20 protein-coding genes and 1 riboswitch are annotated in these 22174 nt (G+C 38.9%); of the genes, 10 read left to right on the top strand and 10 right to left on the bottom strand.

What is annotated here, in order from left to right:
• The first annotated feature begins 60 nt into the window (after positions 1-60).
• Complete coding sequence (locus DBR40_RS02360; protein WP_124558196.1) at positions 61-942, top strand: SDR family oxidoreductase; 882 nt, start codon at positions 61-63, stop codon at positions 940-942.
• A 121-nt stretch (positions 943-1063) separates the two neighbouring features.
• On the top strand, positions 1064-2335 hold the full coding sequence (gene purD / locus DBR40_RS02355; protein ID WP_124558195.1) for a phosphoribosylamine--glycine ligase: 1272 nt from the start codon (positions 1064-1066) through the stop codon (positions 2333-2335).
• A 130-nt stretch (positions 2336-2465) separates the two neighbouring features.
• Here purD and DBR40_RS02350 read toward each other — a convergent pair whose 3' ends face one another.
• Both DBR40_RS02350 and DBR40_RS02345 read right to left on the bottom strand, forming a co-directional pair.
• Positions 2466-3611: a TlpA disulfide reductase family protein gene (locus tag DBR40_RS02350; RefSeq protein ID WP_124558194.1), complete on the bottom strand. Its 1146-nt coding sequence runs from the start codon at positions 3609-3611 to the stop codon at positions 2466-2468.
• Positions 3612-3706: 95 nt separating this feature from the next.
• A complete protein-coding gene (locus DBR40_RS02345; protein WP_124558193.1) occupies positions 3707-4888 on the bottom strand; it encodes a formimidoylglutamase in 1182 nt (393 codons plus the stop codon).
• 71 nt (positions 4889-4959) lie between these two features.
• Here DBR40_RS02345 and DBR40_RS02340 point away from each other — a divergent pair, with 71 nt between their 5' ends.
• Positions 4960-5922, top strand: coding sequence for an NAD-dependent epimerase/dehydratase family protein (locus DBR40_RS02340; protein WP_124558192.1), 963 nt, complete (start codon positions 4960-4962; stop codon positions 5920-5922).
• Positions 5922-7223, top strand: a complete 1302-nt coding sequence (locus DBR40_RS02335) for an HAD-IB family phosphatase (protein WP_124558191.1) — start codon at positions 5922-5924, stop codon at positions 7221-7223. Before DBR40_RS02340 ends, DBR40_RS02335 begins: the two co-directional genes overlap by 1 nt.
• A 237-nt stretch (positions 7224-7460) precedes the next feature.
• On the opposite strand, the gene DBR40_RS02330 is transcribed toward DBR40_RS02335, so the two are convergent.
• Positions 7461-8750, bottom strand: a complete 1290-nt coding sequence (locus DBR40_RS02330) for a voltage-gated chloride channel family protein (protein WP_124558190.1) — start codon at positions 8748-8750, stop codon at positions 7461-7463.
• A 16-nt stretch (positions 8751-8766) separates the two neighbouring features.
• A riboswitch (Fluoride riboswitch) is annotated at positions 8767-8829 on the bottom strand.
• A 272-nt stretch (positions 8830-9101) separates the two neighbouring features.
• Here DBR40_RS02330 and DBR40_RS02325 point away from each other — a divergent pair.
• A complete protein-coding gene (locus DBR40_RS02325; protein WP_124558189.1) occupies positions 9102-10166 on the top strand; it encodes a branched-chain amino acid aminotransferase in 1065 nt (354 codons plus the stop codon).
• A gap of 79 nt (positions 10167-10245) precedes the next feature.
• Here the strand turns inward: DBR40_RS02325 and DBR40_RS02320 are convergent, their stop codons facing one another.
• From DBR40_RS02320 to DBR40_RS02300, 5 genes are all read right to left on the bottom strand, one after another.
• Positions 10246-10710 (bottom strand): DUF4920 domain-containing protein, encoded by a 465-nt coding sequence (locus DBR40_RS02320; protein WP_124558188.1) that lies wholly within the window; start codon positions 10708-10710, stop codon positions 10246-10248.
• Positions 10711-11049: 339 nt separating this feature from the next.
• Positions 11050-12426: a DNA repair protein RadA gene (gene radA / locus DBR40_RS02315; protein WP_124558187.1), complete on the bottom strand. Its 1377-nt coding sequence runs from the start codon at positions 12424-12426 to the stop codon at positions 11050-11052.
• Between the two features lie 163 nt (positions 12427-12589).
• Positions 12590-14140, bottom strand: a complete 1551-nt coding sequence (locus tag DBR40_RS02310) for a ribonuclease E/G (protein WP_124558186.1) — start codon at positions 14138-14140, stop codon at positions 12590-12592.
• Positions 14141-14424: 284 nt separating this feature from the next.
• Positions 14425-15303, bottom strand: a complete 879-nt coding sequence (locus tag DBR40_RS02305) for a tetratricopeptide repeat protein (RefSeq protein ID WP_124558185.1) — start codon at positions 15301-15303, stop codon at positions 14425-14427.
• A 12-nt stretch (positions 15304-15315) separates the two neighbouring features.
• Entirely contained in the window at positions 15316-15618 is a 303-nt protein-coding gene (locus DBR40_RS02300) for an HU family DNA-binding protein (protein ID WP_025143406.1), read from the bottom strand.
• 170 nt (positions 15619-15788) lie between these two features.
• Between DBR40_RS02300 and mutY the strand changes: the two genes are divergently transcribed.
• Positions 15789-16850, top strand: coding sequence for an A/G-specific adenine glycosylase (mutY, locus tag DBR40_RS02295; protein ID WP_124558184.1), 1062 nt, complete (start codon positions 15789-15791; stop codon positions 16848-16850).
• 54 nt (positions 16851-16904) lie between these two features.
• Complete coding sequence (locus DBR40_RS02290; protein WP_124558183.1) at positions 16905-17342, top strand: single-stranded DNA-binding protein; 438 nt, start codon at positions 16905-16907, stop codon at positions 17340-17342.
• Positions 17343-17467: 125 nt separating this feature from the next.
• On the opposite strand, the gene DBR40_RS02285 is transcribed toward DBR40_RS02290, so the two are convergent.
• Together DBR40_RS02285 and DBR40_RS02280 are read right to left on the bottom strand one after the other, a co-directional pair.
• The gene (locus DBR40_RS02285; RefSeq protein ID WP_124558182.1) at positions 17468-18841 is read right to left on the bottom strand and encodes a DUF4270 domain-containing protein; all 1374 of its coding nucleotides are present in this window, start codon (positions 18839-18841) and stop codon (positions 17468-17470) included.
• A 21-nt stretch (positions 18842-18862) separates the two neighbouring features.
• Positions 18863-19687, bottom strand: a complete 825-nt coding sequence (locus tag DBR40_RS02280; RefSeq protein ID WP_124558181.1) for a glycogen/starch synthase — start codon at positions 19685-19687, stop codon at positions 18863-18865.
• A 149-nt stretch (positions 19688-19836) separates the two neighbouring features.
• Here DBR40_RS02280 and panC point away from each other — a divergent pair, with 149 nt between their 5' ends.
• From panC to DBR40_RS02265, 3 genes are all read left to right on the top strand, one after another.
• Positions 19837-20682: a pantoate--beta-alanine ligase gene (gene panC / locus DBR40_RS02275; protein WP_124558180.1), complete on the top strand. Its 846-nt coding sequence runs from the start codon at positions 19837-19839 to the stop codon at positions 20680-20682.
• Between the two features lie 152 nt (positions 20683-20834).
• A complete protein-coding gene (gene panD, locus DBR40_RS02270) occupies positions 20835-21185 on the top strand; it encodes an aspartate 1-decarboxylase (RefSeq protein WP_090769374.1) in 351 nt (116 codons plus the stop codon).
• Positions 21186-21188: 3 nt separating this feature from the next.
• Entirely contained in the window at positions 21189-22169 is a 981-nt protein-coding gene (locus DBR40_RS02265; protein ID WP_158673979.1) for a lysylphosphatidylglycerol synthase transmembrane domain-containing protein, read from the top strand.
• Positions 22170-22174 lie beyond the last annotated feature (5 nt).

Below are 22174 nucleotides of genomic sequence, written 5' to 3'. Positions count from 1 at the left end.
GTTTAACAAATCCCAACAATTTAGCAATAAAACAATTTCAACAATTAACCCACATAGCTTATGTTCAGTTATAATTCACCTATGCTTAGAGACGATGCTTTAAAAGGTAAAACCATTGTAATTACCGGTGGTGGTACCGGGCTTGGTAAAGCCATGGGCGTGTATTTCCTGAAATTAGGGGCCAATCTTGTAATCACCAGCCGCAAGCAGGATGTTTTGCAAAAAACAGCGGACGAAATGGAAGAGAAAACCGGAGGCAAAGTATTGGCAGTAGCTTGCGATGTACGGGAGATTGCACAGGTAGAAAATGTGCTTGCCAAAACAATCGAAAGATTTGGTTCAGTTGATGTACTGCTAAATAATGCAGCAGGTAATTTTATTTCACCTACCGAACGCCTGTCGGCCAATGCCTTTTCTTCTATTATCGATATTGTTTTAAAGGGAACTGTTAATTGCACGCTCACCTTTGGTAAACACTGGATTGCCGCAAATCAGCCGGCTACAGTGTTAAATATCATTACTACTTATGCCTTTACCGGCTCGGCCTATGTGGTGCCATCGGCTTGTGCCAAGGGTGGGGTTTTGGCCTTAACCCGTTCGTTAGCAGTAGAGTGGGGTAAATATGGTATCCGTACCAATGCAATTGCCCCGGGGCCATTCCCAACCAAAGGTGCCTGGGAGCGTTTACTGCCCGGCGATCTGGCTAAAAAATTCGATTTTAAAAACCGTGTGCCGCTAAAAAGGGTAGGCGATCATCAGGAACTGGCCAATCTGGCTGCGTTTTTAGTAAGCGATTTCTCCGGTTACATTAATGGCGAAGTAATTACCATTGATGGTGGCGAATGGTTGCAAGGCGCTGGTCAGATGAATGGTTTAGAAGCAATTCCCAATGAAATGTGGGATATGCTGGAGCAAATGACAAGAAGCGCTAAGGGAAGCTAGTTAATTAGCGGAAAGCTTAAAGGAAAAAGTCTAAAGCAAAAACCAGGGCGTTAGCTCTTGCTGCCTGATTCTCTGTACTTGATGCGCGCTACTTGCTACTAAAATATTATCTTTGCCCTATATGAATATCTTACTTTTAGGTTCAGGCGGCAGAGAAAGTGCATTTGCCTGGAAAATGAGCCAGTCTTCGCACTGCGATAAATTAATTATTGCACCCGGAAATGGTGGTACAGGTGCATACGGTACCAATATCAACATCAATGTAAACGATTTTGATTCCATTAAGAAAGTAGTTCTTGCCGAGAATATTGAACTTGTTGTGGTAGGGCCAGAAGAACCTTTGGTAAATGGTATTCATGATTTTTTCCTTGCCGATCAGGCACTTGCACACATTCCCGTTATCGGACCGAAAAAAGAAGGTGCTATTTTAGAAGGAAGTAAAGATTTTTCTAAACAGTTTATGGAGCGTCATGGTATTCCAACCGCGGCATCAAAATCTTTCACCCCCGAAACATTGGAAGATGGTTTAGCTTATTTGCAGAACCATGCTTTGCCAGTGGTTTTAAAAGCCGATGGATTGGCTGCAGGTAAAGGTGTATTAATTTGTACCGAAACTTTAGAAGCACAGGAAGAATTAAAACTGATGCTTGGCGGTAAATTTGGTGCAGCTGGTGCAACCGTGGTTATCGAAGAATTTTTAAGTGGGATTGAACTTTCGGTATTTATTTTAACAGATGGTGAGAATTATGTTACCCTTCCATCAGCCAAAGATTACAAAAGAATTGGTCAGGGCGATACCGGTTTAAATACAGGTGGTATGGGCTCGGTTTCACCGGTTCCGTTTGCAACGCCCGAGTTTTTAGCCAAAGTAGAAGAACGCATTATAAAGCCTACTGTAGCAGGCTTGAAAAAAGATAATATCGATTACACAGGCTTCATTTTCTTTGGTTTAATCAAAGTTGGTGAAGAACCTTATGTAATTGAATACAATGCACGTATGGGCGATCCGGAAACCGAAAGTGTTATTCCGCGTATCGAGAACGATTTGGTAGAGTTGTTTATGGCTAGCGCCAACAAACAGTTAAATCAGGTTAATCTGGTTATTTCAGAACAAACAGCTGCTACTGTAATGATTGTTGCGGGTGGTTACCCAGGCGAATATTTAAAAGGTAAAGCCATTACTGGTATCGAAAACCTGCGTCATTCTAATGCTTTCCACGCCGGAACACTTTTAGAAAACGATGTGGTTAAAACCAATGGCGGTAGGGTAATTGCCATTACAAGCTTGCAGAAAGATTTATTTACCGCTTTACAATCGGCCACTGCAGATGCCGGAAGAATCTACTTTGATGGAAAATATTTCAGAGAAGATATCGGCTTTGATTTGGTTTAAAAGCTAAATTTATATAAAAAGAAACCCGCAGATTTTATTGATCTGCGGGTTTCTTTCTTTATTCGTCCTGCTGGCACTGGATCGTCATTTCGAGCGAAGTCGAGAAATCCAGCCAATTTGGTAAATATCCTTATTTCGATTTACTTCCCAATAACTCCTGAAGTTTATCTTGTAAAGCTTGCTCTCTTAGTCCTTTGGCTATAATTTTTCCGTTTGGATCAATTAAAAAGTTAGCCGGGATAGATTGGATGCCGTACATTCTGGCTACTTCATTATCCCAGAATTTTAAGTCCGAAACATGTGTCCAGGTTAATTTATCATCAGCAATGGCTTTTAACCAAGCATCTTTTTTACCCGGACGATCTAAAGAAACACCCAATACGGTAAAGCCTTTATCTTTAAATTTATTGTATGCTACAACTACATTCGGGTTTTCCTGACGGCATGGACCGCACCATGAAGCCCAGAAATCAACCAGTACATATTTGCCTTTAAAATCAGAAAGTTTTACAGGTTTACCGTTTGCATCATTTTGGGTAAAATCCATAGCCATTGCACCTACAGCAGTTTTTCTGCTCGTTTCGAAAATTGCGGCTATTTTTTTACCGGTTGTACTTGCTTTTAGCTCAGGAGATAATCCATTAAAAGCTTTTTCTGCAGCCAATACCTGATCTGGGTCTGAAGCCAACTGGTTAAGTGCAGTTAAGCTGATGTAAGATTTGGGGTTGCTGCTGGCATAACCCAAAAGTATAGGTGTTAAACTTGCTGTAGCTTTTTCGTAACGGCTCATGGCATCTTCCTTTACTTTGGGATCTTTTTGCTGCTCTGGCGTAAGTTTCGAATACTCTACATTAATGGCGTTGATCTGATCATCAACAGGCTTAGTCAGGGCCTTTAATTTTTTGCTGTCATCATTGATCACCGATCCACTGATCGCTGCGGTTTTGATCGAATCTGTGCCGATTATCTTGATGTCAGCACATTCAAGAAAAAGGGAGGTATAATCAAGTATCTCGCCTTTTGCCGGACGGTTAACGTAGGGATTTTTGTTAAGAAATAGGTTTCCGGCAGTAGGATCCACTAAAGTACCTCTAAATATAAAAGTACCTTTGTCAACCGTTACTGAATCTGTTACTGATTTATCATCCGCACGGTAAATCAGGTATATCTTATCGCCATCTTTCAGTCCTTTAATATAACCTGTAACAGTAAACGGCTTTTGCGCCAAGGCTGCCAGTGGCAATAAAGCTATAGCAGAGAATAATATTTTTTTCATACGGTTAGTTAATCGTTTTTCAAATATAGATATATGTATGTTTAAAACGTAATCGGTTAGGTGAAATTATAATAATCTGTGTTTTAAGCGCATTATCAGTTTAATTTTTGATAGGTACGCCACCATAAATCGGGCATTTCGCCATTAACTGCGGTTTGGTAATCATCATAGCGACAAGGTACCAAATGATAACGCTCATTTTTAGATTGGCCTGATGGATAAGGAACCTGCATCCACCAGCGGTCTGATTTTTTACTTTTAACAAAGGTCATTTCGCCCGAGCCATCTTTCAAACTCGTTCTGTAAATAATAAATTGCGATTTTGGCGTAAGCGGGAAATCCTTTTTGCGGGCATAAAATCCATCAACAAAATACCAAACCATTTGTGCCAGTAAAAAAGCGGTTTGTCCGTTATTATCGTAAGCAGGGTTAAATTCGTAAAAACCGATTGAGGTTAATTTATCGTTCATACCGGCATAGCGTGCCAGTCTGCAGGCTTCCTCGCCATCAAAACCATTTGGTGTGGTGTTGGCATTGGCTGCGGCATCGGCCGAACGGATAGCACCTATATCAAAACTGATCATGTTGGCGTTGCGGATAATCGGTTCGGTTAGCATAATATCCTGTGCAAACTCGCCAAGGCGGTGTACATCAAAATAGAGCTTGTCCATTACACTTAAACTCTCCTGGTTTACAAAATAGGTTTGGTAACCCACATTGCTAAAGTTGAAGAGATAATTGGGCTGGTGTAAAAAAATCTTGTTCAGATAACAGTCAGAACGGGTAGCAATCCCTTCATGGTCATCATCGCCAATATCAAACTGGTTGTCGATAATAACCAGGTCTACCTTTTGTTCCAGATCCTCGTAGCCTAAATATTGTGCGTAGGTTAAATCCTGTCCGCCACCAATAATGATCGGGATAATATTCATTTTGATGAGCTCCGAAACTACCATTTTAACCGCAATGTAAGTGTCGGCAATGGTTGCGCCATGTTTAATATTGCCTAAATCAACAATACGGCTGGTAAAAGCTCCTTCGTTAAGGCGGTAAAATTTCTCTCTGAAATAATCGGGTGCCAAGGCAGTACCTTCGTTGTTTACTGCACCACGACCATCGAGTACGCCAAAAATGGCCAGATCGTAAGTGTTCTCTTCAAAATCGGGGAACGATTCGGTATAAATTTGCGCTTTTAAACCCAGCTGACTTGTAAAAAATCCTTGTTTTGGTGTAAAACTATCGGCGTTTATGGGCGAAAAAAAATCCGTTAATGACATATATTTAAAACTCTCGGCTCAAATATCTATTTTTGAATGCGTATTTCCACATATAGCTCGAAAAAAATAAAATGATACTGGTAACCGGAGGCACGGGATTTTTAGGATCTGAACTGATTAAACAATTAACCAATAAAGGTTTAGCTGTTCGGGCGTTAAAGCGGGCACAATCTAAAATACCAGCTTTAATTGGTAATAACCCGCTAATAGAGTGGTTTGATGCCGATATTAATGAACCTGCAGCGCTCGAAGATGCATTTGAAGGGATTACAAAAGTTTATCACTGTGCGGCATTTGTATCTTTAAATTCTAAACACAAGAAACAGCTTTTTCATGTCAACATTGATGGCACGTCGAATATTGTAAACCTTTGTGCCGAAAATAATTGTCGCTTACTGCATGTTAGCTCTATTGCGGCGCTGGGTAATGCAAAAAAAGATAATAAAATAACCGAAAAAGATTTTTGGGAATATGATGCTCAGGCGCATGCTTACGGCTTATCTAAATACGAAGGCGAAATGGAGGTTTGGCGTGGCATTACCGAAGGACTTGATGCCGTAATCATTAATCCATCCGTTATTATTGGTAAAAATGCCGGTTTTGAAGGAAGCGGGGCTATTTTCAAACTGGTAAAAGATGGTTTTTCTTTCTATACTGATGGAGCATCGGGCTTTGTTGATGTTGAAGATGTAGCCAAAGCCATGATTTTGTTGATGGAAGTCGAAGTTTCGGGCGAACGTTATATTATTTCGGCTGATGACTATCATTATAAAGATCTTTTTAGTGATATAGCCAAAGGCTTTTCGGTTAAAGCACCAACCAAAGAAGCTAAACCTTGGATGTTGGGACTGGCCTGGAGGGCACTCAAATTTGTTTCTCTTTTTACCGGTAAGCAGCCTTCAATTACAAAAGACACGGCCAAAAGCAGCGTAACATTAAGTTATTACAACAATAATAAGATTATAGCGGAAACTGGTATCAAATTTAAACCAGTAGCCCAAAGCATACAGGAAATTACCCAACACTTAAAATAATGCCCAAACAAAAAGCTTATTACATTATCGATTTCGATAGTACTTTTACGCAGGTAGAAGCACTTGATGAACTCGCGAGGATCTCTTTAAAGAACCACCCAGACAAAGAGGCCATTTTCCAAAAAATTGAAGACTATACCAACTTTGCCATGGAAGGCAAAATGTCTTTCTCTGAAAGTTTGGCTCAGCGTGTTAAACTTCTTGAAGCCAATGAAGATCACCTGAAACAGTTGATTAAACATTTAAAAAAGAAGGTGTCTACTTCTTTTTCGCGTAATGCAGCTTTTTTTAAAAAACACAGCGATGATGTTTTGATCGTTTCCGGAGGATTTAAAGAGTTTATTACGCCTGTGGTGAGCCAGTACCATATTAAAAAGGAAAACATTTATGCCAATACTTTTGTAACCACCGGCGATGGAAAAATTATCGATTACGACCATGCCAATCCTTTAAGTGAAGAAGGAGGAAAAGTAAAACTGCTTCAACATTTAAAACTGGAAGGCGAATTATTTGGTATAGGGGATGGATATTCTGATTTTCAGCTGCGCGAGAGTGGCTTAATTAATAAGTTTTTTGCTTTTACAGAGAATATTGCCCGCGAAAGCATTGTGGCAAAAGCAGACCACGTTACGCCGAGCTTTGATGAGTTTTTGTACGTAAACAATTTACCCCGCGCCATTTCTTATCCAAAAAACAGGATTCTTTGCCTGGTAATTGGTGATGTTGATCCTTTAACCATTTCGATCCTTAAAAATGATGGCTTGTCTATCAGGCACAAAGCTACTTTCGAAGAGAAATATGTTAAAGATGTGGGGATTATCCTTTTGGCAGACGGTGAAAAGCTAACCAAAGAGCAATTAAAAAATGCAGTTAAGCTTAAAACGATAGGTTATTTAGGTAATGCGAAAAATAAGATCGATTTGGATCTATGTACCAAACAAGGCATAGTAGTTTTTGACGATCAGAAGAATAACCCGCGTAACCTCGATTTTATCCCGAAAAGGGTAACCGATTTTATGAATACCGGTGCCACTTATTTAAGCAGCAACTTCCCGAATTTACAGTTGCCTAAAATTGATAAATCGCACCGTTTAATACACATCCATAAAAACGTTCCGGGTATTATGGCCAAAATCAATACGGTTTTTGCCAAGCACGATATTAATATTGTTGGCCAGTTTTTAATGACCAATACTGAAATTGGTTATGCCATTACCGATATCAATACCGAATACGATAAACAACTGTTCAAATCGCTTAAAAAGATTGAGCATACCATTAAGTTCAGGGTGCTTTATTAATCCCTCTAAGTCACCGTCATTTCGAGCGGAGCGCAACGCAGTCGAGAAATCTGTCTAGATAGATCTCTCCATTTCGCTGTGCTTCAGTCGAGATCACGACTCTTTTTTAAACTTTAAGGACTAAAGTGTAAAAACAGATGACGGAATTAGTTCTTAGTCGATCAGCAAAATCTGCGGGATACAGCTAAATTATGGTTTCCCGCTGATTTAAATCTTTAGTCCAGCGCCATTTCCTGCTTATTTCAAAAACTGATGCCGCTTCAACAATAAATGTTTGGGAGCACCGATAGCTTGTGATTTGTAAATACCCGTATGACCGGAAAATAAATAAGCTACAACACAAGCCAGGGCAATATAAATTCCGGATGAGGTGCCAAAGAGTTCTACCCCCATAAAAATACACGCCAAAGGTGTATTGGCTGCACCGGCAAAAACAGCCACAAAGCCCATTCCTGCTAACAAGCTGTAAGGTAGTGGTATAAACAAACTGATAAAGCTGCCTAATGTGGCGCCTATAAAGAAAAGGGGAGTAACCTCGCCACCTTTAAAACCAGCTCCCAGTGTTAATGCGGTTAAAAATAATTTAATGGCAAAGGTATAATAAGGTTCTTGTTGCGTAAAAGCTGCTGATATAACCGGAATACCCAGGCCAATATAACGGGTGTTACCAATGAGGTAAATAAGTGCAATTAAAATAAACCCACCAATAAGCGGGCGCAGGGGAGGATAATTAACCTTACTGAAAATTTTTGATATGCCATGGTTCATTGCGGAAAATAGACGTGCTGTTAATCCAAACAATATTCCGGCACCTAGCGATAGGAATAAATTAATGGCGTTCATTTCGGGCACGTTGGCAATGGCATAATGTGTGTGCCCAACTCCCCAGGCTTTACAGGCATAATCGGCAATTACGGCCGTTATAAATGATGGCAAAATAGCACCATACATTACCGAACCCACCACAAAAACCTCTAAACCAAAAACGGCTCCTGCCAATGGCGTACCAAAAACAGAGGCGAAACCGGCACTGATGCCACAAATGAGGATAATTTTCCGGTCTCTGGGTTTAAGTTTAAATATTTTGGTCAGCTGGTCGGCAAATGCCCCGCCAATTTGTACTGCCGTTCCTTCTCTGCCGGCCGAGCCGCCAAACAAATGCGTAATAATAGTACCAGCATAAATTAGGGGAGCCATAATCAACGGAATAATCTTTTTAGGCGATTGAAGCTCTTCTATTAACAGATTGTTCCCTTTTACAACTGCTGTACCCCAATAATAATAAGCCAAGCCGATAAGTAAACCGGCAAGGGGCAAAAATGCAATAATCCACAAGTGCTGCTCGCGGTAATTTGTTGCCCAATTTAGGCTTACAAGAAACAACGCCGACGCAGAACCGATAATACTGCCAAGTACAAGCGAAATAAGCACCCATTTTATCGTGTTGGTTAATACTAAACCAAAATCTTTTTTAATGAAATGGCTGAAAGACAGAAGAAATCCCTCACCTAATTTTTTAACAGGCATTTAAATCAATTTTAATAAAATCGTAGGAGTCATCAGCCTGTTTTGGCGGTTTTGGCGGCACCCCATCGCCCTGTTCTCAAATGTATAAAATTTAGTTATTTGTTGCAAAATCTTTATCTGCATATCCTGACTGAGTTTAAAGAAAGTATTAATCCGTAAATTGTTGCTTAGTGTACTTAAAACACTCAAAAACAAAGATTAATATTAGAAAAAACTATTAAAAAAGCCTGTTTTTTCTTAATTTGCACAAATTAAAAAATGATAGATTGAGCGAATGCTAAAATGATTGAATTTGTAGGATACAAATCATTCAATCACTCAAAATTCACTCATTCAAAAATGAATAAAAGTATGACCGAGACATTGGATATAAAAATCACCAAAGCAGATCAAACACGTTTGACTGTTACAGATTTTTCGCAATTACCGTTCGGTAAGGTTTTTACCGATCACATGTTTACTGCCGATTTTGAAGACGGCGAGTGGAAAAATTTACAGATTCTTCCTTATGGACCAATTCCGATGAGTCCGGCAATTTCTGCCCTTCATTACGGACAAGCCATTTTTGAAGGATTAAAGGCCTACCGTCAGCCTGATGGGAAGATTAGTGTCTTCCGTGCTGATAAAAATTTCGAACGCTTTAATAAATCAGCGGCAAGGATGTCTATGCCATCCATTCCTGAAGAAATTTTTATGCAAGGTTTGGCTGCATTAATCGGCGTTGATGAGAAATGGGTGCCATCTCAGGAAGATTACGCACTATATATCCGTCCGGTAATGTTTGCAATGGATCCTTATTTAGGAGTAAAAGCTTCTGATACGTATAAATTTGCACTTTTAACTACTCCAACAGGGCCATACTACAGTAGCGCTTTAAAGGTGAAGGTCGAAACTGAATATACACGTGCCGATGATGGTGGTGTTGGTTTTGCCAAAACTGCAGGTAACTATGCTCGTTCTTTATATCCTTTCGAACAAGCTAAAAAAGAAGGCTTTGATCAGTTAATCTGGACAGATTCAGTAACGCATGAATTTATTGAAGAAGCCGGAACAGCTAATTTACTTTTTGTAATAGATGGCAAACTGGTAACGCCTTCTGTTCGTAGTACTGTTTTAGATGGCGTTACACGCGATACCATTATCAAATTGGCTAAAGATGCTGGTGTTGAAGTAGAAGAGCGCAGGGTGTCGGTAAAAGAAGTAATTGAAGGTATTGAAAGCGGCTCGTTAACAGAAGCGTTTGCTGCCGGAACTGCTGCTACCGTAACGCATGTTGGTGAAATGGGCTACAATGGTCAGACTTATAAATTAACTGATCCAGCAACAAGACACATTTCAAACGGCATTGCTAAAAAATTAAACGATATACGTTATGGCTTAGCTCCAGATGAGTTTGACTGGAACTGGGTTTTATAATAAAAGAAAATCAATAAAAAAACCGGTGCAAATGCTGCATCGGTTTTTTTATGCTTTAAGCTTTTTCTTCTCGCTTATTCTATTTATCAAGTATCACCACGCCTTTAGCCTCAAAAGCCAGTTCTTTTTTAGGGTCGGTAATTTTAGCAACTTCTTCAGGTGTCTTTTTTGCATCTTCTGCGTAATGACGTAAGGTTTCGACAGAAATGGTCTGTTTTTTAGCCAAGCCATCCAAAACAACATTTTTCCCTACAATATCTTTTGGCATAAAAAAAGCATAATCTTTAAAGGTTACGCGCATGGGGTCGCCATTTGGCATTTCTAAGGTCATCCAGCATCCTTTTTTCTTGCATACATCAACCACTTTTCCTTCTATTTTCATCTCAGCTGTTTTCTTATTGCCCATTGCGGCTTCCATTTTTGCAGCAGGTTTAACATCACCAGGTTTAACTTCTTCGCCAAATTTTTGACCAGTATAGGCCGTTTGAGCAAATGCAATAGCACCAAACAGGCAGAAGCTAATGCTTAAAATAATCTTTTTCATTTTTTATGAATTTAGTTCCGGTTATTATCTGTTCAAAGTTATTTAAAAAAAAGTCTAAATAGCTAAAAAGTAAAAAAAACCACTAGCATCCACTAACGGGGCAAATCATCCCTATTTTGAACTTAGTTAATCAATCAAGCCAATGAGTGATATATAACTAGTTAACTAAGCCTTTTAAGGCAAGCGTTATTTTATTTTGGAGTATGAATCTGGATTTGTTTGTAATTGCCTGTATTTCATCTGCTTAATTATTTTTTGCGCTGTGTTTGTGCCAGATATTAAAGTGGGGAATTTATTCATCAATTTGGGGAAAGTTGTTGAAATGTTTACACAGTTTTTTTACCCGAATACCATTCCGAAAACCTCCTCAATTTTACTAACAGGTTTAATTTCGATGTTGTACTTTTCAACTGGTACGCCTTTTAGGTTGTATTTGGAGATGTAAATGGTTTCAAAGCCTAGTTTATCAGCTTCGGCAATGCGTTGTTCTATTCTGTTAACAGCTCTTATTTCACCTGATAAACCAACCTCTGCTGCAAAACAATTTTTTGAAGAAACGGCAATATCCTGATGTGAAGAAATAATAGCAATGAGTACGGCCAGATCGATTGCAGGATCTTCAACCCTGATTCCTCCGGCAATATTTAAGAAAACATCCTGGGTACTGAGCCTGAAACCACAACGTTTTTCTAAAACCGCCAGCAGCATATTCATCCGCCTGGTATCAAACCCTGTAGCGGAGCGCTGCGGGGTGCCATAAGCTGCTGTACTAACCAACGCCTGTGTTTCTATAAGCATGGGCCGTGCACCTTCTAATGTTGCCGCTATAGCTATTCCGCTTAATTCTTCATCGCGTTGCGAGAGTAAGATTTCTGATGGATTTGAAACTTCTCTTAACCCGCTTCCCTGCATTTCGTAAATGCCCAGTTCAGCTGCAGCTCCAAACCTGTTTTTAATCGACCGCAGAATACGATAAACATGATGTCTGTCGCCTTCAAACTGTAAAACGGTATCAACCATGTGTTCTAGTATTTTCGGCCCTGCAATGGCGCCATCTTTGGTAATGTGGCCAATTAAAAATACCGGCACTCCTGTTTCTTTTGCAAAACGCAGTAATTCGGCTGTACATTCTCTTACCTGCGATACACTGCCCGGTGTTGAGTCGATATGCGATGAGTGCAGGGTTTGGATCGAATCTACCACAAGAATTTCAGGTTCAAGGATTTCAATCTGCTTAAAAATGTTTTGGGTTGAAGTTTCGGTCAGGATGTAGCAATCAGACGAAGGACTTTCTTTAATCCGCTCGGCCCTCATTTTAATTTGTTGCTCACTTTCCTCGCCAGAGATATAAAGTAACTTTTTCCCTTTTATGTTTAATGCCAGCTGTAACATTAAAGTCGATTTTCCTATACCCGGTTCACCGCCAATTAAAACCAGCGACCCTTCTACCAGGCCTCCGCCCAGAACACGGTCAAGTTCCTTATCTCCGGTTAGTATACGCCGCTCGGTAGAAGATTGTATTTCATCTACCTTACTTGGTTTGCTTAGCTTTCTGCTGGTGTTGTCGTTTTTCCAGGTCGGTACCGATGCAGGGTTCTTCTCTACGATTTCTTCTACAAAGGTATTCCACTGGTTACACGATGGACATTTACCCAGCCATTTTGCCGATTCGTAGCCACAGCTCTGACAGAAATATGCAGTTTTTGATTTTGCCAATTGATTGAAATTTAGATTACGAATTTAACCTTTCAGGATTGAAAGTGTTTTTATTTTTTTGAACAATTAAGCGTTTGGCGGATTGTAGTTTCTACTTTGAAGCGTACTTAAACAAGAAAGCCCGGACTTTTAAAATCCAGGCTTTCTGTTAAAATGTTTTGAGTTATAATTTAATCTCTTCATCCTTTGCTGAGATGAAGTGAAACTCAGTTAAGTAATATGATGATTGTGCCTTCACCTTAATCCACTGGCCATATTTAAAGAACCAACGGCGTTGAAGGTTGAAAATACCTTTTGTAATGTAAGCTTCTATGTATGGGTGAACACATAATGTTACACCTTTTTCATTCTGCTCTCTTAAAATATAATTAAGGTTGTTCTCAATATCATCCATTAAAACGATACTCGCTTTAATTTCTCCGGTCCCGTCGCAGGCCGGACATTTTTCTACCGTAACAATGTTCATTTCCGGACGTACACGTTGTCTGGTAATTTGTACCAAACCAAATTTGCTCGGTGGCAAAATGGTGTGTTTGGCCCTATCCAATAGCATCAGCTCACGCAAATAATCGAATAGCATTTTACGGTTTGTTGGTTTGTGCATATCGATAAAATCGATTACCACAATACCGCCCATGTCGCGCAGTCGCAATTGACGGGCAATTTCTTTAGCCGCCTCTTTGTTTACCTGTAAAGCATTTTCCTCCTGGTTTTCTTTACTGGCAGTACGGTTTCCACTATTCACATCTATTACGTGAAGTGCTTCGGTGTGCTCTACAACTAAGTAAGCACCACCGGGTAAGTTTACGGTTTTACCGAAAGCATTTTTAATCTGCTTTTCAACACCAAAATGATCGAAGATTGGCTCTTTCTGCTTGTACAGTTTCACAATTTTTTCCATTTCAGGAGAAATATCATGAACATAAGAACGGATATCGTCGTACAGTTCGGGTGTACTTACGTAAACGTTTGTAAAATCAGGGTTCAGAATATCGCGTATTAATGTCGATGATCTGTCCATTTCTCCCCAAACTCTTTTTGAGGGTTCGGTTGATGGCACTTTTTTAGTGAAGTTTTCCCACTTTGCAATCAGGTCTAAAAGATCTTTTTGCATTTCGGCAACTCCTCTGCCTTCAGAAACGGTTCTGATAATAACCCCAAAATTTTGAGGTTTAATACTTTCGATAATCTTTTTTAAACGATTACGTTCGGTATTACTTTTAATTTTTTTTGATACGGATATGGTATTGGAGAATGGCACCAGTACCACATACCTGCCGGCAATAGATAGGTCGGAACTTAAACGCGGTCCTTTGGTAGAAATTGGTTCTTTAGCAATTTGTACGGGCAGGAGCATGTTTTTACTCAGCACATCAGAAATTTTGCCTGCCTTATTAATGTCGGCTTCGAGCTTTAAATTATCTAATAATGTGCCTGTAACCGAGCCATTACGCTTGATCTTAGTTAGCTTAATTAAAGATTGCACCTGAGGGCCCAAATCAAAATAATGCAAAAATGCATCCTTTTCATAACCAACATCCACGAAAGCAGCATTCAGGCCGGGCATAATTTTTTTAATGCGGCCTAAATAAATATCGCCTACGGCGTAGTTATTATTGATTTGTTCTTTGTGAAGCTCAACAAGTTGTTTGTCTTCAATCAACGCTATGGTAACTCCGGCAGGAGTCGAATTGATAATTAATTCTTTTACCAACAGCTACAGATTTAAGGCTTTCGCCTATTAACAAATGGATAGTAATAAACAAGAAAACATTGATAAAGCCGCTCCTTTACGAAATAAAAATCGTATAAATACTTTAAACCTCACAGTATTCACTATGAGGTTTAAAAGGGCTTTATCAAAATAAGAAACTATTTTTTCTTATGTCTGTTTTTTCTTAAACGTTTTTTACGTTTGTGGGTAGCCATTTTATGTCTTTTTCTTTTTTTACCGCTTGGCATAGTTTTAAGTTTTAAATGTTTTTATTAATCTGTTAATTAATTTTTATTTTTTAGCTCAGCCACTTTCTTATCAATGAAAGAAGATAAGGTTGGGTTTGCCGCTAATTTTTTGCTTGCTAAATAGGCGTTAACCGCTTCTTTATTTCTGCCTAAATTTTCTAACGCTGTACCTAAATAAAAATAGGCCTCAGGAGTTGGAGCAGCAGCAATTACCGTGTTAAAACGTGGAATAGCTTTGTCAAACTGACCCGATTTAATAGAGAATAAACCTAAATTCATATTTGCTTTAACGTTTTTAGGTTCTTTAGTAACTACCTCGAGCAGCATGGCAATACCTTGCATTGGCGCTCCTAAGCCATTTACTATTGTTACACCTAAGCCCGTCTTAGCTTCAATGTTTGTAGAGTCTTTCTCTAATGCGTTTTTGTAAGAAAGATTGGCTTTCTGCAATAAAGCAGGTTGAGCCAAACTATCTTGTGTGCTTTCAAAAGCTTTTATAAACTGATTACCTGCGGCCAACCACGTTTTCGACGATGGTTCTGCCTGGGCAACAATCTCTAAATAAAGTGCTGATGGGGTAATTTGCTCAACATCATCCCATTTTTGGGCCAGTTGTTTTGCAAGTTCTACTTTTTCTGCACCATTTGCGCCTTTGTAACTGTTCTCTAAAGCTGTAATATCTGTAGCTAAATTTTTATTTATTACATTTTTTGCAGCTGTAGAAGAAGTCTGGATGTTTAGTGCCGTTGAAGCTGACGGTGCTCCTGCTTCTGCCATTTGGCCGCTTGCAGGCATTTTACCATTTTCTTCAGTCGGTTTAACTAAACCCTTAATGTCTCTTGTAAATAAGAACGCAACAAGCAATACAATCGCTCCAATAATAATGGTTTGTTTTGATCTGATGCTGCTACTCATATGACTTAAGAACTAGGCTTCTACGTTAATTTTTTTTGAATTACTTTTTACTTTATCAACAAATACTTTTGCTGGTTTAAAGCTAGGAACGAAGTGTTCTGGGATAATTATTGCAGTATTTTTAGAGATGTTTCTCGCAGTTTTTTGCGCTCTCTTTTTAACAACAAAGCTTCCGAAGCCTCTAACGTATACATTTTCACCGCCAATCATGCTGGTTTTGATAACCTTGAAAAATGCCTCAACTGTTTCCTGTACATCAACCTTCTCAATTCCGGTTTTTGTTGATATTTCTGAAATAATATCTGCCTTAGTCATATTTTATTATTTATTATATTATTATGTTTTAATATTACTACTGTTTTGGGGTTGCAAAAGTATTGCTTTTTAATGAGATAGGGAAATAAAAGATGATTTTTTTATCTCCAGACTTATCAGCCAAATGCAACTTTTTTTTTAATCGGATAAATTGGCCGTAATTTGCAGTAATGACATTTCAAAATGAACTCATCAATTGGTACCTGATAAACAAGAGAGATTTGCCCTGGAGGCACACTAACGATGCTTATACCATCTGGTTATCAGAGGTTATATTACAACAAACAAGGGTAGAGCAGGGACTTCCGTACTTTAATAAATTTTTAGAAAATTTTCCGACTGTTACCGATTTTGCCAATGCAACCGAAGCCAGGGTTTTGAAGCTTTGGCAAGGCTTAGGTTACTACTCGCGGGGAAGAAATATGCATGCCACCGCGCAGATTGTGGTAAATAATTACCGCGGAATCTTCCCAAATCTGCACGATGAGTTGATAAAATTGAAAGGAATTGGTGAGTATACCGCTGCTGCGATCTCTTCTTTTTCATCAGGTGAGGCGCGTGCTGTAGTTGATGGAAATGTGTTTAGGGTGCTTTCGCGCTATTATGGTATCCATACTCCTATAAACTCGCCTGCCGGCAAAAAAGAGTTTTATGCGCTGGCTAACGAATTGCTTTATCAGAAAGATCCTGCACTTTATAATCAGGCTATTATGGAGTTTGGAGCCATGCAATGTAAACCCCAAAGCCCCAATTGTAACATTTGCCCTCTGGTGCAAAGCTGTTATGCTTTTAAAAAGGAGCAGGTTAATACTTTGCCTGTAAAAATTGGCAAGATCAAGCAAAAGCATCGTTACATCAATTATTTTGTATGTGTAGAAAACGATCAGATTTTGGTTAAAGAAAGGCAGGCAGGCGATATATGGCAGCATTTATACGATTTTCCAAGCCTGGAGACAGCAGAAGGTAGTGGGATTAACGACACAGCCTTTTTAGAGGCTGTAAAATCGGTTTTTGGAGAGGCTGTTGAACTGACGCTGGTCAGCACAAAAAAACACCTCTTAACACACCAAATAATCCATGTGCAATTTTTTGCATTAAAAAATTATATATTTAACTTTAAGAAACAAAAGGAACTTAATTGGGTTTCTTTTGATAAGTTAGATGAGTTACCGCAACCAAAAGTAATCCATGATTTTATTCAGGGATACTTTTATAAAAATGATATGGAGTAACTAACCATCTTAGTGGTGCGCATTTTTATACAAAACAACTAACCAAAAATATTTATGTCAGGGATTAACAAAGTTATTTTAGTAGGCCACTTGGGTAAAGACCCTGAGGTGCGGCATTTAGATGGTGGCGTAACTGTAGCCAGTTTTCCATTAGCTACATCAGAAACATACAACAAAGACGGAAAAAGAGTAGAGCAAACAGAATGGCATAATATTGTGCTGTGGCGTGGCCTGGCAGAGGTGGCATCTAAATATTTGCAGAAGGGTAAGCTGGTTTACATAGAAGGCAAACTAAGAACCAGGTCTTTTGAAGATAAAGAGAAGGTTAAAAAGTATGTAACTGAGATCGTTGCAGAGAACTTTACCATGCTGGGTAGAAAAAGTGATTTTGAACAAAGCCCGGCAGCACCAGTTCATCAAAGTACCGAGTCTAAAATTGAAGATGAATTTACCATAGGCCCATCTGATGAGAACGGTGATTTGCCTTTTTAAGATATAAACTCATTTAACAACGGCTATCTGATAACAGTTAGCCGTTTTTTTTTGGTGTCAGGTTAAGGCACAAAAAAACTCCCGCCGGTTTAGTGGCAGGAGTTTTAAAATTTTGTTTATTACTATTAATTAATCTTAGTGTAGTAAATATTAAGTTTTACTTTATTGGTGGTATTTGTAGTTGCCCCAAGAACTGATCTTTCTGCGGTAATGGCGGTCGGAACTACCTGAAACGCATCTAAGCCGGTTGGTGCGATGAAAGTACCATAATCTTTTACAGTTTTATCAATCAGGCCTTGTACATAATTAGTTACAATAAAGATGTATCTGTTTTTAAGCGAATCGTAATAGCCGCCAATTACCCCAGGGCTTGTTGAGCTATAATCAGGAGTTGTGGTGGGCTGGTTTGCAATATCCCAACGGTATAAAGATAGGCGTTGAATTGGTGTAAAAGGATAGGCATATGTTCCTGCGCTTAAATCAACCACTAACTCTGCTTTGTTTACTACAACTTTACCATATGTGCCGGTAAATGCATCGAGCAGAGGAAAAGAGATCTTTGTTTTAACGCCCGCCAAACCTTGAGTATAAGTTACGGTATAAGGTGAAGGAGAGCTTGTTGGTGGGTTCTTTAACTGTGTATCAACGTTTGTGCCTGTATAATCGTGCACAATTGTTGCGGCTGCAGCACTTGTAGTAGAAACAGGGAAGTTAACCGAAACGGTATCGATTCCACTTGTTGAACTCGTTTTTTTGTATACTAATTGTAAATAAGAATTATTCAGGTTGATAAAAGCCACACCTCCAACACCTGTGGAAGTATTTTTGTTCACCTCGGCATATAGACCTTTAAAATAATCGACGAATTTAGCATTTGTCGATGTACCTGTTGTAGGTAAGCTTAATATTTGCGATTGGATAAATGCTTTATCTAATGGGATCCTGATTTGTGCTTTAACCGTTTTTAAAGTGTCTGTTTTGCCTGTAACCACATCGGTAACCTTAAAAGGTGTGTTTGGATACAGTTTCTTTTTTACATTACCCAATAATTGTGCGTTGTGTGCCTGCACGTCAGAACTTTTGTAAGTAGTCACCTTATTGGTTAACTGATACACATCGATGCTATATTGAGATGAAGTGGTATCACCGTAAAATTTATTGGTGGTAGTATCAATTCTTAAAACCAGAATAGCAGAGTCTAAAACAGGCGAAGTACCAAAATCATAGCTTAAGCTACTTGGAGTAACGGTCATGGCTACACTCGATTTGGTTGTGCCAAAAACAGGATCAACCATATAGCCTAATGGGTAGCGCGTTAAGCTTTGTGTGTTGGCAGCAGGTTCGGCTATGGTTTCCGATCTAACCTCGCTGGTTACCAAAGTACCGGTAATTGCTGTGCTTGGATCAACATCTAAACCAACACTATCAGGGTTTTTGCACGATGCAAAAAGAAAAAGACCTATCAACAGGGTTAATAAGTCTTGTTTTGTAAATTTCATATTTAAAATAATAATACCTAATTAAGCAAGTGAAACCAATTCGTCATTTGAAATTTCTTCATAAAAAGTATAGAAGTTTTCAAAATTCTCGGTTAAGTTAAATGCTAATGTTGGCTTATTTGAATCTTTAACAAATTTTAACAAAGCGGTATCCAGGTTTTCGTCGCCTAAAACCACTGCGTCTGAATGTGTTACCGCACCAATGTGCATGCTGTTGCAATCTGCTGGAATGAAAGCTTTGGTGTCGTCTTCAGTCATGTTGGCCATAACTGCTTTCTTAGCGAAATTATCGTTTAGTTTTTCAGTAAAGCCATCCTCATAAATAGAATATACCACTTTCGAGTTTTTAAAAGTAGGATCGTTTTTATAAGTAGTTTTAATATAAGCAGGTACTAAAGAGCTCATCCAGCCATGGCAGTGAACAATATCCGGTGCCCAGCCTAATTTTTTAACCGTTTCTAATGCACCTTTGCAGAAGAAAATGGTACGCTCATCATTGTCGTCGAAAAATTTTCCGCTCGCATCTCTAAATACTTGTTTGCGTTGAAAATATTCTTCATTGTCTAAGAAATAAACCTGCATACGTGCAGCTGGGATGGAAGCCACTTTAATAATTAACGGGTTATCGTTGTCATCGATGATGATGTTCATTCCTGATAAGCGGATTACTTCGTGTAAACGATTTCTTCTTTCATTAATGTTACCGAATTTAGGCATCAAGATGCGGATTTCGAATCCTTTTTCTTGCATTGCTTGAGGTAATTGGCGTGTAATTTCAGAAATTTTAGTAAGCTCGAGGAAAGGCGACATCTCGTGTGTAACAATCAGCAGCTTCGTTTTTGCCATCTCCATATTCTAAGAAAATATTAAGTTAAATAAAAGATAATGAGCTGCAAAGGTAAGCATAATAATACTATTTATCAATATCGCAAGCATTTGTTTGGTTTCGTTTAGATTAATTTACACCTTTACGGCTTTAATTTAGATTGTCCGAATTGGAAATATTTAAAACAAAGGCTGCTCTTAAAGCTTTCTTAAAACCTTTAAAAGCATCAGGTAAAAAAATAGCACTTGTGCCTACAATGGGTGCATTGCATAATGGCCATATATCACTTATAAAACTGGCCCAACACAACGCCGATATCATTATCTGCAGTATTTTTGTTAACCCAACACAGTTTACCGATCCTAAGGATCTGGAAAAATATCCGCGACCCATTGAACACGATCTGGCTATGTTGCAGGATGCAGGTTGCAGTGGCGTTTTTATGCCCAACGTAACAGAGATGTATCCGGCAGGTGCAGACGAAAAATGGCACATTGATTTGGGAAATGCCGAATTCCTGTTAGAAGGTGCTTTTAGAAAAGGGCATTACCAGGGGGTAACCCAGATTGTGAAAAAGCTCTTTGATGCAGTTGAGCCTGATGTAGCCATGTTTGGGCAGAAAGATTTTCAGCAGGTATTGATGATTAAAAATATGCTTGCTCACTTTAACTTACCTATTACTATTATTACCTGCCCGATTATCAGGGAGGAGGATGGTTTGGCCATGAGTAGCCGGAATATCCATTTAACCCCCGAAGACCGTAAGCATTCATTGGTATTGAGCAAATCGCTCCAGTTTGTAGTTGATCATTTTGATAAGTATACATTAGCCGAACTCGAAACCCTTGCAAAAGCATTATACGAGGATATTGAAGGGGTAGCCCTTGATTACTTTACCATTGCCAATGGCGATACCCTGGAACCAGCCAAAACTAAAGAAGCAAACAACCTTGTTGCTTTAGTCGCTGCAAAGGTAGGCTCAACCAGATTGATTGATAATATGATTATTAAATGAGGTAAGATTTGAGGTAAAATGGCAGAGGTAAGATGGATTTTAGAGCATATCGTTCATATTTAGAGTTTATCAATCATTAGCCATTTCCCATATTACATGGTAGTTACATTTTCCATTTTTTTCATCCAGTGCTTTATTACTAACTTTGCCGAATGGTTATCACAATATTAAAATCGAAAATACACCGTGTTAGGGTAACACAGGCCGAATTAAATTATGTAGGCAGTATTACGATAGATGAAGATTTGATGGATGCAGCTAACATTATAGCTAATGAAAAGGTGCAGATTGTAAATAATAATAATGGTGCGCGTTTCGAAACCTATGTTATAAAGGGCGAACGTGGTACCGGAACTATCTGTTTAAATGGCGCAACCGCACGTTTGGCACAGCTTGGCGATATTCTTATTATTATGTCGTACGGTGCATTGCCAATAGAGGAAGCTAAAAAATATAACCCTATATTGGTCTTCCCTGACGATAATAATCATTTGCTAAAATAAATTGTGGCATTCGACCTTAAAGCAGCGCTAAAATATATCATCCTGTTTTTAATAGGAGTGGGAGTTTTATATTTAGCGTTTCGGGGTCAGGATTTAGGCAAAATCTGGGAAGAAATAAAAGGAGCTGATTTCTTTTGGGTAATCGTTTCTTCCTTCGCCGTATGGATAGCCCACGTTTTACGCGCATTGCGTTGGCAAATGCTTTACCGCTCCATACAATATAATGTTGGTTTCTGGAATGCTTACCACGCCGTAATTATTGGTTATCTGGCCAATTTGGCTTTACCCCGTTTTGGCGAAATTGGTCGGTGCTCTGTTATAAATAAGGCCGAAAAGGTGCCCATGTTCGCATCGATAGGTACTGTAATTACCGAAAGGCTTTTTGATGTACTGGTACTTTTACTTACCAGTGTAGCCATGTTGGTTTTTCAGTACGATATTGTTTCTGATTTTTTACACGATACGATTTATCTTAATCTGGTTAAAAAATTAAGTGCCATCAATTATTTGTGGCTGCTTTTAATTGGCATTATTGTTATTCTGTTAATCGTAAGCGCAATTTATTTTATGCGTCAAAAATTTAGTCAAAAATTTCTGCGGATTTTTGTGAGCCTTCGCCAGGGTTTTGGTTCATACAGCAAGTTAAAGCAAAAAGGCTTATTTTTAAGCTATACCTTAGGCATATGGGTTTTCTATTCGCTATCGATGTATTTTGCCTTTTCATCTATTTCAGCTACGTCAGGCTTGCATTTTAGCGCAGCGTTTACCGCAATTGTATTTTCTGGTTTTGCTATGGCAGCTCCAATCCAGGGTGGTATTGGTGTTTTTCACTGGGTAGTTGCGCAATCGCTGGTATTATACGGTGTATTGTTTAAAGATGGTTTGGCTTACGCTACCATTATCCATTCCTCGCAGGTATTGCTGATTTTAGTGCTGGGTAGTTTGAGTTTGCTGAGGGTTTTGGTGCAAAAACGGACACGTTAAAAATG

Source organism: Pedobacter sp. KBW01, assembly GCF_003852395.1.
Taxonomy (GTDB): Bacteria; Bacteroidota; Bacteroidia; order Sphingobacteriales; family Sphingobacteriaceae; genus Pedobacter.
This window is presented reverse-complemented; position numbering and strand designations above follow the sequence as displayed.

Excerpts from the sequence above, each read along its gene's own strand:
- DBR40_RS02335 (WP_124558191.1), top strand. The coding sequence starts at position 5,922 with ATGCCCAAACAAAAAGCTTATTACATTATCGATTTCGATAGTACTTTT.
- DBR40_RS02320 (WP_124558188.1), bottom strand. The coding sequence starts at position 10,710 with ATGAAAAAGATTATTTTAAGCATTAGCTTCTGCCTGTTTGGTGCTATT.
- DBR40_RS02330 (WP_124558190.1), bottom strand. The coding sequence starts at position 8,750 with ATGCCTGTTAAAAAATTAGGTGAGGGATTTCTTCTGTCTTTCAGCCAT.
- panD (WP_090769374.1), top strand. The coding sequence starts at position 20,835 with ATGGTTATCACAATATTAAAATCGAAAATACACCGTGTTAGGGTAACA.
- DBR40_RS02285 (WP_124558182.1), bottom strand. The coding sequence starts at position 18,841 with ATGAAATTTACAAAACAAGACTTATTAACCCTGTTGATAGGTCTTTTT.
- DBR40_RS02325 (WP_124558189.1), top strand. The coding sequence starts at position 9,102 with ATGACCGAGACATTGGATATAAAAATCACCAAAGCAGATCAAACACGT.
- DBR40_RS02350 (WP_124558194.1), bottom strand. The coding sequence starts at position 3,611 with ATGAAAAAAATATTATTCTCTGCTATAGCTTTATTGCCACTGGCAGCC.
- DBR40_RS02280 (WP_124558181.1), bottom strand. The coding sequence starts at position 19,687 with ATGGCAAAAACGAAGCTGCTGATTGTTACACACGAGATGTCGCCTTTC.
- DBR40_RS02300 (WP_025143406.1), bottom strand. The coding sequence starts at position 15,618 with ATGACTAAGGCAGATATTATTTCAGAAATATCAACAAAAACCGGAATT.
- mutY (WP_124558184.1), top strand. The coding sequence starts at position 15,789 with ATGACATTTCAAAATGAACTCATCAATTGGTACCTGATAAACAAGAGA.
- DBR40_RS02345 (WP_124558193.1), bottom strand. The coding sequence starts at position 4,888 with ATGTCATTAACGGATTTTTTTTCGCCCATAAACGCCGATAGTTTTACA.
- purD (WP_124558195.1), top strand. The coding sequence starts at position 1,064 with ATGAATATCTTACTTTTAGGTTCAGGCGGCAGAGAAAGTGCATTTGCC.
- DBR40_RS02305 (WP_124558185.1), bottom strand. The coding sequence starts at position 15,303 with ATGAGTAGCAGCATCAGATCAAAACAAACCATTATTATTGGAGCGATT.
- DBR40_RS02360 (WP_124558196.1), top strand. The coding sequence starts at position 61 with ATGTTCAGTTATAATTCACCTATGCTTAGAGACGATGCTTTAAAAGGT.
- DBR40_RS02340 (WP_124558192.1), top strand. The coding sequence starts at position 4,960 with ATGATACTGGTAACCGGAGGCACGGGATTTTTAGGATCTGAACTGATT.
- DBR40_RS02290 (WP_124558183.1), top strand. The coding sequence starts at position 16,905 with ATGTCAGGGATTAACAAAGTTATTTTAGTAGGCCACTTGGGTAAAGAC.